The sequence below is a fragment of the Bordetella genomosp. 5 genome (assembly GCF_002261475.1).
Lineage (GTDB): Bacteria > Pseudomonadota > Gammaproteobacteria > Burkholderiales > Burkholderiaceae_B > Bordetella.
Genome location: NZ_NEVN01000009.1, coordinates 1 through 12,835, shown reverse-complemented (window position 1 = coordinate 12,835; position 12,835 = coordinate 1). Strand labels below are relative to the sequence as shown.

The 12,835-nt window shown below is 67.3% G+C and carries 11 protein-coding genes; 8 read left to right on the top strand and 3 right to left on the bottom strand.

Going from position 1 to position 12,835, the window contains the following annotated elements:
- Nucleotides 1–63: 63 nt before the first annotated feature.
- From CEK29_RS16485 to CEK29_RS16460, 6 genes are all read left to right on the top strand, one after another.
- Nucleotides 64–684: a 3'-5' exonuclease gene (locus CEK29_RS16485; protein ID WP_094858932.1), complete on the top strand. Its 621-nt coding sequence runs from the start codon at nt 64–66 to the stop codon at nt 682–684.
- Nucleotides 685–699: 15 nt separating this feature from the next.
- Nucleotides 700–1,050 carry a nucleotide pyrophosphohydrolase gene (locus CEK29_RS16480; protein ID WP_094858735.1) on the top strand — a complete coding sequence of 117 codons (351 nt, stop codon included), beginning with the start codon at nt 700–702 and terminating at the stop codon, nt 1,048–1,050.
- Between the two features lie 198 nt (nt 1,051–1,248).
- Nucleotides 1,249–2,142: an EamA family transporter gene (locus CEK29_RS16475; RefSeq protein ID WP_094858734.1), complete on the top strand. Its 894-nt coding sequence runs from the start codon at nt 1,249–1,251 to the stop codon at nt 2,140–2,142.
- Complete coding sequence (locus CEK29_RS16470; RefSeq protein WP_094858733.1) at nt 2,139–2,909, top strand: sulfite exporter TauE/SafE family protein; 771 nt, start codon at nt 2,139–2,141, stop codon at nt 2,907–2,909. The genes CEK29_RS16475 and CEK29_RS16470 overlap by 4 nt, the downstream gene beginning before the upstream one ends.
- Before the next feature lie 323 nt (nt 2,910–3,232).
- A complete protein-coding gene (locus CEK29_RS16465; protein ID WP_094802247.1) occupies nt 3,233–3,673 on the top strand; it encodes a hypothetical protein in 441 nt (146 codons plus the stop codon).
- Between the two features lie 51 nt (nt 3,674–3,724).
- Complete coding sequence (locus CEK29_RS16460; protein WP_255176175.1) at nt 3,725–4,372, top strand: hypothetical protein; 648 nt, start codon at nt 3,725–3,727, stop codon at nt 4,370–4,372.
- Between the two features lie 215 nt (nt 4,373–4,587).
- On the opposite strand, the gene CEK29_RS16455 is transcribed toward CEK29_RS16460, so the two are convergent.
- Together CEK29_RS16455 and CEK29_RS16450 are read right to left on the bottom strand one after the other, a co-directional pair.
- Nucleotides 4,588–6,951, bottom strand: a complete 2,364-nt coding sequence (locus tag CEK29_RS16455) for a DUF3772 domain-containing protein (protein WP_440588336.1) — start codon at nt 6,949–6,951, stop codon at nt 4,588–4,590.
- Between the two features lie 331 nt (nt 6,952–7,282).
- Complete coding sequence (locus CEK29_RS16450) at nt 7,283–8,209, bottom strand: LysR family transcriptional regulator (RefSeq protein ID WP_094858732.1); 927 nt, start codon at nt 8,207–8,209, stop codon at nt 7,283–7,285.
- A 234-nt stretch (nt 8,210–8,443) separates the two neighbouring features.
- On the opposite strand from CEK29_RS16450, the gene CEK29_RS16445 reads away from it, so the two are divergent.
- Entirely contained in the window at nt 8,444–9,961 is a 1,518-nt protein-coding gene (locus CEK29_RS16445) for an acetyl-CoA hydrolase/transferase family protein (protein ID WP_094858731.1), read from the top strand.
- 219 nt (nt 9,962–10,180) lie between these two features.
- Here CEK29_RS16445 and CEK29_RS16440 read toward each other — a convergent pair whose 3' ends face one another.
- The gene (locus tag CEK29_RS16440) at nt 10,181–11,098 is read right to left on the bottom strand and encodes a LysR substrate-binding domain-containing protein (RefSeq protein WP_094802241.1); all 918 of its coding nucleotides are present in this window, start codon (nt 11,096–11,098) and stop codon (nt 10,181–10,183) included.
- Between the two features lie 274 nt (nt 11,099–11,372).
- Between CEK29_RS16440 and CEK29_RS23725 the strand changes: the two genes are divergently transcribed.
- Nucleotides 11,373–11,615 carry a hypothetical protein gene (locus tag CEK29_RS23725; RefSeq protein ID WP_141218357.1) on the top strand — a complete coding sequence of 81 codons (243 nt, stop codon included), beginning with the start codon at nt 11,373–11,375 and terminating at the stop codon, nt 11,613–11,615.
- Nucleotides 11,616–12,835 lie beyond the last annotated feature (1,220 nt).

Here is a 12,835-nt window from a genome sequence, read left to right as displayed (position 1 = left end):
ACAATCGCAGCCCCGGCACGGCCTCCCGCCGTGCCGGGCCGTCCCGACTTTCGCACGCTGCCCATGACCTATTTCCGCCGCACCGGTACGCCCGCCTTCCCGACCCGCCGATCGGCCGCCAAATCCGCCGCCCGATCGGCCGCCGCCCCGTTGAACGCGGCGCTGTCCGCGCTGGGCGGCCCCTTCTGGGTCGCCGACCTGGAAACCACCGGACTGTCGGCGGCGAGTTGCGAGATTCTCGAGTTCGCGGCCGTGGCCGTGTCCGCCGAGGGCCGTATCGAGCGCGAGTACTCCCAGGTCGTACGCATCGGTGGCCCGGTCCCGTCCTTCATCTCGCGCCTGACCGGCATTTCGCAGATCGAGGTGGATCGCGATGGCCTGCCCGTCATGCAGGCCTTCGACGAGTTCCTGAGTTTCATCGAGGGCGGTCCGGTGTTCTTTCACAACGCCTCGTTCGACACGCGCTTTCTGCGCGCCACGGCCGAGCGGCTGGGCCGGGCGTTCGACGCGCCGGTGCACTGCACCTTGCAGCTCGCGCGGCGCGCGTGGCCGGAGCTGCCCTCGCACAAGCTGGGCCTGCTGGCGGACCATATCGGGGCGCGCGTGCCGACCCACCGGGCGCTGGCCGACGTCCACACCACGGTGGCCGTCGCGCTGGCGGCGCGTCAGCGGCTGGCGATTTAATTACCCGGAGGCATCATGTCCGACCTGCAAGCGATGCGAGTTGCGGTGCGCCGTTTCACCGCCGAACGCGATTGGGAGCAATTCCATAGCCCCAAGAATCTCGCCATGGCGCTCGCCGGCGAGGCCGGTGAGCTCGTGGCCGAGTTCCAGTGGCTCACCGAAGCCGAATCCCGCGCGCTCACCGACGCGCAGCGCGCCGCGGTGATCGACGAGATCGCCGACGTGCAGCTGTATCTGGTCGCGCTGGCCGACAAACTCGGCGTCGATATTGCCGCGGCTGTCGAGCAGAAGATGGCCAAGAACGCCGTCAAGTATCCCGCCGGCGCCTTTCGCGGCAGCGCGCGCAAGTACGACGCCGACGCCTGACCCTTCGTGCTACCGTGAGTCACGACCGGCGGATGGCTTTACCGGCCCGTCGTCCGATGCCTTACCGCTTGCTGAACGCCGCGTCAGCGCGATCACCCGCGACTCGGTACACTCATTGCTCTTTGCGGCGACACTCGTTGCGCCCACAACTTCTTCCTCGAACACGACGCGCTCCGCAGGGTGTCTCGTGACCTCGCCATGCCCTTGAGTCATTTGTTCCTGGCCCTGTCCGTCGTGTTCATCTGGGGCACCAACTTCGTGGTCATCAAGTGGGGGCTGGCCGACTTTCCGCCCTTTCTGTACGCGGCGCTGCGCTTCTTCTTTTCGGCGCTGCCGTGGATCTTCGTGTTTCGCCGCCCCGCGGTGCCGTGGACCTCGCTCGCGGCGGTCGGCACGCTGCTGGGTGCGGGTCAGTTCGGGCTCCTGTATTGGGCCATGCAGCACGACATCACCCCCGGCCTCGCGTCGCTGGTGGTGCAATCGCAGGTGTTCTTCACCATCCTGATGGCAATGGTGCTCACGGGCGAGCGCCTGCGCTGGCTGCAGGGCGTGGCCCTGATCCTGGCGGTGGTGGGCTATGGGGTGGTGGCCTGGCACACGGGCGCCGATCCGGCTGCCGCCGTCACGCTCACCGGCCTGGCGCTGGTGCTGGCCGCGGCGTTCTGCTGGGCCTGCGCCAACACCATCGTGCGGCGCGCGGGCAAGGTCAACGCGGCGGCCTTCATGGCCTGGAGCAGTCTGTTCGCCATCATCCCCACCAGCCTCATCAGCCTGAGCGTCGAAGGGCCGCAGCAGATCGCGCAGGCGCTCCTGCATGCCAGCTGGGCGGGCTGGGGCACCGTGCTGTGGCAGGCCCTGGGCAATACCGTGTTTGGTTTCGGCGCCTGGAACTGGCTGCTGGCACGGCATCCGGCCGCCACGGTCGCGCCCACCGCGCTGCTCGTGCCGGTGTTCGGCATGCTGTCGTCCGCGCTGTTGCTCTCCGAAGCCCTGCAGGCATGGAAGCTCACGGCGGCCGCCCTGGTTCTGGGCGGACTGGCGCTCAATCTGTATGCGGGCCGTCAACGCGTCAAGCCGGCGGGCCGCGCATGAGCCTCGCCGACCACATCCTGTTTCTCGTCTTCGTCGCGCTCGCCACCTACGCCCAGACCATGACGGGCTTTGCGTTCGGGCTCGTGCTGCTGGGGCTCGCGGGCCTGTTTGCGCTCGCGCCGCTGCCCGACGTGTCGAACACCGTCAGCATCCTCACGCTCATCAACGCCGTGGTGGCCATGGGGCGCAGCCGGCCGCAGGTCGACTGGAATCTGCTGCGCCCCGCGCTGCTGAGCAGCATGGTGGGCGTCACGTTCGGCGTGTTCGCGCTCGACTGGATCAGCGGCAGCATGACGATCGTGCTGCAGTGGCTGCTCGGTCTCACCATTCTGGCCTGTGCCATGTTGCTCGTGTTGCGCACCCAGCCGCTCGAACGGGTGTCCGGCCGTGGCTCCTTCGTTTTCTTCGGCACGATTTCCGGCGTGCTGGGCGGTCTCTTCTCGAGTGCGGGTCCGCCGATGGTGTATCACCTGTACCGCCAGCCCCTGCCGCTGGCCGTGATCCGCAACACCCTGCTTGTGCTGTTTTCCTTCAACGCGGTATTGCGGCTTTCCCTGGTGACCTGGCAGGGCACGCTCAAGGTCTCCACCTTGTGGTTGAGCCTGGAGGCGCTTCCGGTCGTGGTCGGGCTCACCTGGCTGGTGCGCCGTTACGCCTCGGCCGATTCGATGCGCGCGGTCAGGCGCATGGTGTTCGTCCTGCTGCTCGCCGCGGGATTCGGGCTTCTCGGCCCGGCCACCCTCAACCTTTGGACGATGCTGCGCTGATTCCCTGAGCCTAGCGGCGCAGACCTCGGTACCCAGCCAAAGATGTAGTCCCGCCCGCCGCGGCCTCATGCTTACAGCTGGCTGTCAGGTTTGGGCCCGCGCGCCGTTCCTCCTTCCGTGCGATCTCCGGTAGACCGAGTTCTCCACCGAATGTCCCGGTAGCCCGTTTGCAGGATTCTTCGGATCCGCCGGGCCGCGCAATCTATGCCTCACCGGCACTCGACGCAACGGCTTCCCGCCAAAGCGAAGAGCACCGGGCCGGCCCGGACCGGTAGTCCGGAAAGCGCGGTCCGTCGCATCACGGACACCAGGGAGGCATCCAAATGAAGAAGCTCGCAACCATCGCAGTTCTGTCGTTCGCCGCGGCCGCGCCCGCTTTTGCCGGAGGAGGTTTCGGCGGTTCCATGGGAGCCTATCAAGGCTCCGTGGTCGGCTCGGTCGGCTCGATCTCGCAAGGCAATGCCGTGGCCTCCAGCCAGGTCATCGGCACCGGCCATTCGTACCAGAGCGCCCAGGCCAACACCGGCGGCACGGCCAGCATGTCCGGCGCTATCGGCCCCAGCGGCGCCAGCGTGTCGACGTCCACCCAGCAGTACTCGACCACGAAGACCTCGGGCTCCACGTGGGGCAACGCACCGGGCATGACGAACGGTTCGATCTCCAACGGCGCGGGCGCGTATGGCAACACCGATACCGGCGCTGCCGCGCAGGGCGCCTTCCAGATGGGCGCGATCGGCGGCTTCAGCAGCTTCGGCCGTCGCTAAGCCAACCGCTGATCCGTGCGGCCGCCGGCCGCACGGATCCAGGAGAACATCATGAAGACCATGATTCTCGCTCTATCCCTGGCGCTGGTTTCCAGTGGCGCCCTGGCGCAGACCAGTACCGCGTCGTCGAGCACGAGTGCATCGGCAGGCGTGACCGCAGCCGGCAATCAGCAGGGCGTGACGTTCAACAGCCGCAGCACGACGTCGGATTCCCTGCGTACCGTGCCGCCGGTGGCCGGTCAGGCCTTTTACGGCTCGTTCTCCACCGACAGCTGCATGGTGTCGGGCGGGGGCGGCGGGTCGGTCATGGGCTTCGGCATCAACCTCGCGGTGCCCGTGGAAGACTCCAACTGCAGCCTGCGCCGCAACTTCGAGCGCACGATGCAGGCGGCCGCCACCACGCGGGACCAGGACAAGTCGCGCAAGCTCGAGACCGCCGCCGTCGACATGCTGTGTCAGACGGACAAGGCCACGCGCGCGGCGCTGTCGGCGCAGGGGCTGTGCACCAACCTCGAAGCGGTCGCGGCCGCCGCGGTGGCGCCGCCCAACACGGCGTCGGCCGCACCGCCGCAGACGACGGCGTACGCCGTGCCGTCACAGCGTCTGTCCATGGGCAACCCGGTATTGGCACCGCAATCGCCTCGACGTATTCCCGACACCGCGCGTGCGCGCATTGACGATCTGTTCACGCCGGGTTGAGCGCGATGTCTGCAGCCGGCACGCGGGCGGCCCGCCCGCGCCACCGGGATCGCGCTAAAAGAGGCGGGCCAAACGCAGCGTTCCACGCGCCCCCCTTTGCGGGGGCGTCTTTTTTTTGACCGCGCCGAGATAGAAGCGGCGCGAGCATCCCACCGAAGGCGCAGCCTGAGGGCCAACCCATCGCTCGACTTCGCGCGGCTCGACTCCAGCGCGGCTCAGCGTGGCTCGGGCGTACGCGGATCGGCGGCGGCCTGCGTGATGGGCGCCGGCGCGATCGACGGCTCGTCGCGCAGCAGCATCGTCGCTGGCGGCGCCATTTCGAGCTTGGCATCGGACAGGCGCTGCAGCACGTCGAACAGAATCGCGCTGCGCACGCCATACGCGAGGCGCGGCGAACTCACGTAGGCCGTGGCCTTGAACACCAGGTGGCCGGCGTCGAAGCCGTCGAGGAATACGCTGGGCTCGGGGGCACTCAGGATATCTTGATGCGCACCGAAGGCGTCCAGCAGCAGCTGCTTGACCTGCTGGGGCGGCGTCGACAGCGGCATCGGCAGCTTGATCTGCACCAGGCCGAGCGGGTTCGCATGCGTGACGTTGCGCACGGTCTTGGTAATGAATTCCGAATTCGGCACGATCACCGTCGACCGATCCCCCATCTGGATCTCGGTCGCGCGCACATTGATGCGCAGGATGTCGCCTTCCACGCCGCCCAGCGACACCCAGTCTCCGACCTTGACCGGCCGTTCCGCCAGCAGGATCAGGCCCGACACGAAATTCTGCACCACCGCTTGCAGGCCGAAACCGATACCGACCGACAGCGCACTGGCGATCCAGGCCACCCGTTCCAGACCGATGCCCAGCGCCGACAACGCCAGCGCCACCGCGATCACCACGCCCGCATAACCGAACAGCGTGGCGGCCGAAATCTGCATGCCGGGGTCGAGCTCGGTGCTCGGCAGATAGCGGTTGGTCAGCCAGCGCTTGAGCAGGCGCACCGCGACCAGGCTGAGCGCCAGCACCAGCAGCGCCTGTACCAGCGCGCCCGGACGCAATTGCACCTCGCCGATCTGCAGGCCCCGGTGCAGCTGGTCGAACCGGTGCGCCAGGTCGGCCGGGCCTTCGCCGAACGGCGCGAGCAGCATCACCGCCGCGGTCATGATCACGAGCACCCGGCCCACGCCCGAGAGCAGCACCGCCGCCTGGATGCGGATGCGGGATTGGGCGGGCTCACCGTCCTTGGGCTGCGCGTTGGAGCCGAGCAGCGTCGAAAAGCCGTCTTCGATCAGCACCGAAGCGAGATACGCCGTCGTCAGCACCACCAGCGTCCAGAAGGATTGGCGGATTACGAAGCTGCCGAGCGCCGCGTAGCCGATCAGCATGGCAAGCAGGCTGAAGACGAGCACGACCCAGGCCACGGTGCTGAGCGCCGCGATCCAGAGCGGGCGCGGCGCCGGCGGCTGGCCCTCTTCGGTCGTCTGCGACGCGCGGCGCAGACGTTCGGCGCGGAGCAGGGTCCACAGCATCAGAATGCCCAGCAGCGCCACCACGAAACTATTGAGCGCGATCGTCGATGTCAGGCTGGTATTGAGCAGGATCGGCAGCCGTTCGGCGAGCCAGACGATGATGACGAGGGTGCCCAGCATGGCCGGCGCCCAGCGCAGACCGCGGGCCACCTCGTCCGGAATCGGGGGCAGCCGCCACGAGGGCCGGTCGGGGGAGAGCAGTGCGTAGCCCAGGCCGGTCACGTAACCGCCAAAACACACCATCGCCACCAGGCCATCGAGCAGGCTCTGGGTCGCGTCGCCCACTTCCGCACGCCACACTAGGCCGATCTTGAAGAACTCGGCGATCAGGCCCGGCGTGGCAATCGAGAGCATCACGATCGCTACGGCCAGGAAGGACCGGCGCAGGCGGCCGGGCGGCACGCGGCTGGCCGTCAACCGGACGATCAGTTTGTCGAACCAGTAACGCAGGGTCAGCACCGCCACCGCGAGCAGGGCCAGCACCAGCCAGCCCCATCCCGGCGTGGCGGTCACCATGGCGCCCACGTCCTGGCGCAGATCCGCCATGCGATCGAGATCGCGCGGCAGGTCCCCGCGCAGCTCCGACCAGAACGACGAGGACACGAAGGAATCGCGCCGCTCGCCCAGGCGCGCCTGGAACTGCGTGCGCCGCATGGCCGAAATCTGTTCGGCGGTCTGGGCCGCTTCAACCGACAACAGTCGGGCCAGCTTCACCTGCGCATCGAGATCGCGATTGGACTTCTCGAGCTGGGCGCGCTGCTGCGCGACATCGGGGGCTTCCTTGCCGCCCTCGGTGGGCTTGCCCAGCTCGGTGAGCCGGGCGGCCACGCTGGCCAATTGCGGCGCCAACGCTTCCGCGAGGCCCTCCGCGCGATTCTGGATGTCGAGCGCGTCGGCGCGGCGCTGTACCAGCTCGGCATCATCGGTGAGCTTGTCCAGGCCCTTGCGCAGGCCGTCGATGTCCTGCCGCGCCGCGGTCAGCTTGGCGTCGGCTTCCTTGATGTCGATGGTGCTGGCGGGCTGCGCGTGCACGGCCGCCGGCGCCATCACGCACATGGCGAGCAGCAGGACGAACAGCAGGTGCCAGAGGTGCCGTGACGTCGCGAAGGGCGCCGCCGCGGGCAAACGATGGAATGGGGTCGATGTCATGTCGGAGCGCCCCTCGAGGGGCGCGGCAATTCGGATCAGGGTGCGGGTCAAGCCTCGCGCGGCGCGGCCCGATCGCGGCAGCATAGCCCGGACACACCGTGGGTGTTCAACGCCTTGCAACAGAATTTGACGGGTGCCCGGCCGCCGCCCACGCCCGCTCTATGGGTGAACGGCCGTCCGGCGGGCGGCGTGGGTCCGTAGCCGCTCCGGCGGGCGCCGCGCCTGGCGGGCCTGACGCTCAGTCCGGCGGCGTGGCGGGGGGGGCGCGGCGGGAGCGTGGCGCCACGCCCAACACCTCGCGGCAGGTGTCGAGCCAGGCCCGAGCGGCGTACGACAGGTAACGATCGCGCAGCCAGATGTGTCCGACCTCCCATTGCACCCCGCCGCGGGCGATCCGGGCGGTGCGGGTGCCGCGCGGCTTCAGACGCTGGACCAGCGGCTCGGGCAGGATGGCCGTGCCCAGGCCGGCGGCCGCCATCGCGGCCAGAAAATCCCAGTGCGCGCTCTGCGCCGCGATCTGCGGGGTAAAGCCCGCGTCCAGGCAGGCCTGACGCAGGCGGCGGGTCAGCGCGAAGTCATCGGTGGGCAGCAACAGCGGCTCATTCCTGAGCGCCGACAGCGGCAGGGCTTTGCCTTCTGCCCACGACGCGTGCGCCGGTCCCACCACGGCAAGCGGATAACTGCCGAAGCGCAGCGTCTCGAGCGGACTCGGCGTCTGCACCGGCAACACCGTTGCGCCGATCTCCAGTTCGTTGGCGGTGACCAGCCGTTCCACGGCCTGCCCGGTGCCTTCCCGCAGCTGCAGCCGGATCTCGGGGTGCCGTTCGCGAAACGCCTGCACCACCGGAATGAACAGCAGATTGATCATCGGCGGAATGCCCACCTCGAGCTCGCCTCGGCGCAGATCCACGGTCTCGCGCACTTCGGCGTTGAGCTGGCGCATCGCGCCCAAGATATGCAGGCCGCGCTCGTACACCACGCGTCCCGTATCCGTGGGGCGGGCCGTGTGGCCGTCGCGGATCAGCAGCGGCGTGCCGATCTCTTCCTCGAGCTGCCGGATCATCTTGCTGACCGTCGATTGCGTCACGTACAGCGTGCGTGCCGCCTGCGTGAAGCTGGCGGTTCGAACGGTTTCGACGAAGTAGCGCAGGGCGCGGATGTCCATGGGGCGTACCCAATTGATGAAAATACCGACTGATTTGCATGATTTTAAGTCATTGCGTATTTGACTCGGCTCGTTCCTATACTGCGGCCAGGCAGCCTGCCCGCCACATTTTCGGCGGCCGGGCGCATCGGAAAACACCACGGCAGAAGGTGTCCGGACCTCGGCGGGAGACGTGTCGTTTCTGGTTCCCCGATCCGGCCCGCCCGCCGCGGCTCAAGAATCAGGAGACACGCAATGGACATCGAACGTATCCGTCATCAGGGCCTGCGCTCGCGCATCACGACCGCGCAGGAGGCCGCGCGTTTGATTTCCAACGGCATGACGGTCGGCATGAGCGGCTTCACCCGCGCCGGCGACTGCAAGGCCGTGCCGGCCGCCCTGGCCGAGCGCGCGGCGCACGAGCCGCTCAGCATCACTTTGATCACCGGCGCCTCGCTGGGTCACGACACCGACAAGCAGCTGGCGAACGCCGGCGTGCTCGCGCGACGCATGCCGTTCCAGGTCGACACCACGTTGCGCCGCAAGATCAATCAAGGCGAGATCGCGTTCGTCGACCAGCATCTCTCCGAAACGGTCGAACACCTGCGTGCCGGACATCTCGGGCCGATCGACGTCGCCATCATCGAGGCCGCCGCGATCACCGAGGACGGCGGCATCGTGCCGACGATGTCGGTGGGCAACTCCGCGTCTTTCGTCGAGCAGGCCCGCACGGTCATCGTCGAGCTGAATCTCGGCGTGCCGGCGGCGATCGAAGGTCTGCACGACATTTACGTGCCTGCGCCGCACGGCGCGCGCGCACCGCTTCCGGTGCTGGCGCCGCACGACCGCATCGGCACGACCTGCATCCAGGTGGATCCCGCCAAGATCGGGGCCATCGTGATCACCGATGCGCCCGATAGCCCGTCCAATGCCTTGCCGCCCGACGACGAAACGGCGGCGATCGCGAGCCACATCGTTTCGTTCCTCGGTGCGGAGGTCAGCGCCGGCCGCCTGAGCCGTTCGCTGCTGCCCCTGCAGGCCGGCATCGGCACCATCGCGAACGCCGTGCTGCATGGCTTCGGCGAAGGCGACTTCGACGGACTGACGATGTATTCCGAGGTGCTGCAGGACAGTGCCATCGCGCTGCTCGACCAGGGCAAGCTGGCGTTCGCGTCGGCCTCTTCGATCACCGTGTCCACGCCGGTCTACGAGCGCATCCTCAATAACCTGGATCACTACCGCGAGCGCCTCGTGCTGCGCCCGCAAGAGATCAGCAACGCTGCGGAAATCGTGCGGCGTCTGGGCGTGATCGCCATCAATACCGCGCTCGAATGCGACATCTATGGCAACGTGAACTCCACCCACGTGGGCGGCACGCACATGATGAACGGCATCGGCGGATCCGGCGACTTCGCGCGCAACGCGCACCTGGCCATCTTCGTGACCAAGTCCATGGCGAAGAACGGCGACATCTCCAGCATCGTGCCGATGGTGGCCCACGTCGACCACAACGAGCACGACGTCGACGTGATCGTCACCGAGTGCGGCCTGGCCGACCTGCGTGGCCTGGCGCCGCGCGAGCGCGCCCGCGCCATCATCGCGCACTGCGTGCACCCCTCGTATCGCAATGCGCTCTCCAGCTACTTCGAACGCGCCTGTGAACGCGGCGGCCAGACCCCGCACCTGCTAGAAGAGGCCTTCTCTTGGCACCAGCGCTTCAACGAAACGGATTCCATGCGCGAGTCCGTGGCCCTGACGCGCAAGGTCGCGTAATCGGAACGGGATGCCATGCGTGAATCGCATGGTTCTGACGCGTGAGGTGGCGTAAGTCCGGTGGCCCTGACGCGGAAGGTGGCGTCAGTCCCGTCGTCCTGACGCGCAGGGTGCCTGACCGGAGTGGATTCAACGCGTGAATCCGTCGTGCTGATGCGCGAGCTCATGCAACCGCGCGCCCTGCGGCGCCGCGTGCTGCTCTGGATGCAGGCGAGCGCGTCAACGCGGCGCGCGCGCGTCGAGCTGGCTTGCGGCGCGGGTGATCTCGGTCTCGAGCCAGGCGCGCAGGGCCTGCACGGGCGGCCAGTCGGCATACTCCGGCCGATAGACGAGGTGATAGGTCTGGTCGCCTTCGTACGGTATAGACAGGGGCGACAGGCGCACGAGCCGCCCCTCGGCGAGCGCATCCGCCGCGAGCAGCTCGCGCACCAGCGATATGCCCATGCCTTGTTCCACCGCCTGCAGCAACATGCCGCCGTCGTTGAACACCGCCACCGGCACGACGCGGCGCGGGTCGCCCGCCGCATGAAACCAACTTTCCCATAAGCCCTGTTCGCCCAGCAGCGGCTCGCGGGCGAACTGCGCCGGTTCGGCGCCCGCCAGACGCTGCGCGGCCTCTGGCGAGCCCACCAGCACCATCGGCATGGGGGCGGGAAAAAGCGCCACGCTCACCAGCCCCGGCCAATGGCCCCGCCCGTAGCGCAGCGCCGCATGGAAACCATCCCGCTGAAGATCCGCCAGTTGCTGCGAGGTCTCGACCTCCAGCACGAGCTCCGGATGGCGCTCGCGCCACCGCGCCATGCGCGGCAGCAGCCAGCGCTGCGCGAAGGAGGGCAACACGCTCACCCTCAGTCGCACCGTGGCGCCGGCCGCCGCTTCCTGCGCCGCGCGCGTGCCCTCGTCGATCAACGCCAGCGCCGGTCCCACGCGCGCCAGCAACGCGCGGCCCGCGTCGTTGAGCTGGATGCCGCGGCCCACGCGGTCGAACAGCGGCGTGCCGAGCCGCGTTTCCAGATGACGGATCTGCTGGCTGACCGCGCTGTGTGTGAGATGCAGCGCCGTGGCGGCCGCGCGCAGATTGCCCCCTTCGGCCACGGCGCGAAACACGGGCAGGCTGTTCAACGGAATTTTCGACATGGGCGCGAGGGCTCGATAAAGGTTGTCGTCATGACGCGGCGGAGGTCACGTGTCCATCTCGGTGGGGAGGCGAGGGCAGCGCTCGCCAAAGGAGCAGGACCTCGTCTTCCCAGGAAGGCAGGTGCCTCGTTCGCCGGCCAGGCAGGCAAGGGTTGTCGCCACGGTATAGCCGCCAAAACGGTCGGATTTACTAACCATATTGGCCACAATATATCGATTTTCGCGGCAGGTCTGTATAGATATTCTGAACGCATACCTAATCGGGAGCGTTGCCATGTCTATCAGCGAATCGTATGTGTCTCACCCGCAGGGGGCGCCGCGGTCCATCGCGTCCTGGGTGCGGTCGGTAGTTGCTCGCGTGGTCGAGTGGGCGGGCGCCCCGGTAGCGTCTGTCAACGCGGCCGATCTCGACCCGCGGCTCCTGCGCGACATGGGCCTGCCGCCGGAGGTCAACGCCTGGAACGAATGCGAAGCCCTGCGCCGTCAGCGCAATCTGCGCGAGCCCCATCTCTGGTAGGCGGCGCACTCCGGGATCCCGAGGCGGGCCGGTGCGGGTTGTTCACGCGATGCTTTTCGATGCCGGCTCTCGCTCGCACGGCGCCTATGCGGGCTCCCGCTGGTCCGGTGCCTTATCTACCGGCGCGCTGCCTTACCTACTAGCGCGGTGCCTTATCTACGAGCGCGCTGCCTTACCTACTAGCACGGCGCCTTATCTACTAGCGCGCAGCTTACCTACCAGCCCGGTGCCTTATCTAGTAGCGCGCAGCTTACCTACCAGCACGGTGCCTTATCTACTAGCGCGCTGTCTTATCTACTAGCACGGTGCCTTATCTATAGTGGGCCCTTTCTCTCTATCAAGCCCTTCTCACTATTAGGCCCTTACTCTCAGGCCCTTTCTCTATATTGGGCCGCCTACAGAGAGACGACACGTTGCGTCGGGTGCGACGGAGCGCCGGGCGCCGGGCGCCGGGCAACGGGCGCCGGGCAACGGGCGCCGGGCACCGGGTCCAGGCCCCTAGGCCCAACCGGTCAATCCTCGCCCTATATATAGAAGCCTTCCCGGAATAGCACCGCCTGTATATAGAAGTAGAAGACGGACACGCTGCGCCGCGCATCCCGCTGCACCGGATCCGGCTCCGCTCAGACCGTCCGGATCCGCGCCCGTCGACATATCAATTGCCCGGGGCACTTATATAGAGGGCTGACGCGCCGCGGCGCCCACCCGGCGATGCGGAATCCAGGCGCTGCCCACGCCATCCCAACCTACGGTGCGCGCGATCAAAATTATTTTTCGCGCCATTATTTGGCCCGTTAAGTAACGGAACACCCTGCGCAGACGGCGTGAAAACAGGGCCAAGTCCTTGAACGCAAAAGGTATTGTCCCCAATTGCCCATCCGAGGGCAGCGGGAGAGGGCAGTACGAACCACATGGCGGGGGCGAAAACTTTACGGGTTTCCCATGACTTCGTTTTGACAAGCCCAAAAACCATGCTATAGTTCGCCCCCTTCGCTGCTCACACAACAGTGTGAACAACGAAGCCGAAGCGGCAAGTGCTGTTTAGCCGGCCTCAAAGCGGTTGCCACCTGAGTGGGACGCGAGGCGCGAAACGGGGCTTTCAGCGCAGGAACGGAAGCTTGCTTCCGAGGTTGTCCGAAAGGGCTTACCGAATTCCAGCGTTGCACGGTGAGCTGCAAATTGTGCGCACTGAGTTGCACGATCTGCAAAAACTGTGTTAT

Bases quoted from the DNA above. Each gene is read 5' to 3' on its own strand.
- CEK29_RS16485 (WP_094858932.1), top strand. From the start codon at position 64: ATGACCTATTTCCGCCGCACCGGTACGCCCGCCTTCCCGACCCGCCGA.
- CEK29_RS16480 (WP_094858735.1), top strand. From the start codon at position 700: ATGTCCGACCTGCAAGCGATGCGAGTTGCGGTGCGCCGTTTCACCGCC.
- CEK29_RS16475 (WP_094858734.1), top strand. From the start codon at position 1,249: ATGCCCTTGAGTCATTTGTTCCTGGCCCTGTCCGTCGTGTTCATCTGG.
- CEK29_RS16470 (WP_094858733.1), top strand. From the start codon at position 2,139: ATGAGCCTCGCCGACCACATCCTGTTTCTCGTCTTCGTCGCGCTCGCC.
- CEK29_RS16465 (WP_094802247.1), top strand. From the start codon at position 3,233: ATGAAGAAGCTCGCAACCATCGCAGTTCTGTCGTTCGCCGCGGCCGCG.
- CEK29_RS16460 (WP_255176175.1), top strand. From the start codon at position 3,725: ATGAAGACCATGATTCTCGCTCTATCCCTGGCGCTGGTTTCCAGTGGC.
- CEK29_RS16455 (WP_440588336.1), bottom strand. From the start codon at position 6,951: ATGTGCGTGATGGCGCCGGCGGCCGTGCACGCGCAGCCCGCCAGCACC.
- CEK29_RS16450 (WP_094858732.1), bottom strand. From the start codon at position 8,209: ATGGACATCCGCGCCCTGCGCTACTTCGTCGAAACCGTTCGAACCGCC.
- CEK29_RS16445 (WP_094858731.1), top strand. From the start codon at position 8,444: ATGGACATCGAACGTATCCGTCATCAGGGCCTGCGCTCGCGCATCACG.
- CEK29_RS16440 (WP_094802241.1), bottom strand. From the start codon at position 11,098: ATGTCGAAAATTCCGTTGAACAGCCTGCCCGTGTTTCGCGCCGTGGCC.
- CEK29_RS23725 (WP_141218357.1), top strand. From the start codon at position 11,373: ATGTCTATCAGCGAATCGTATGTGTCTCACCCGCAGGGGGCGCCGCGG.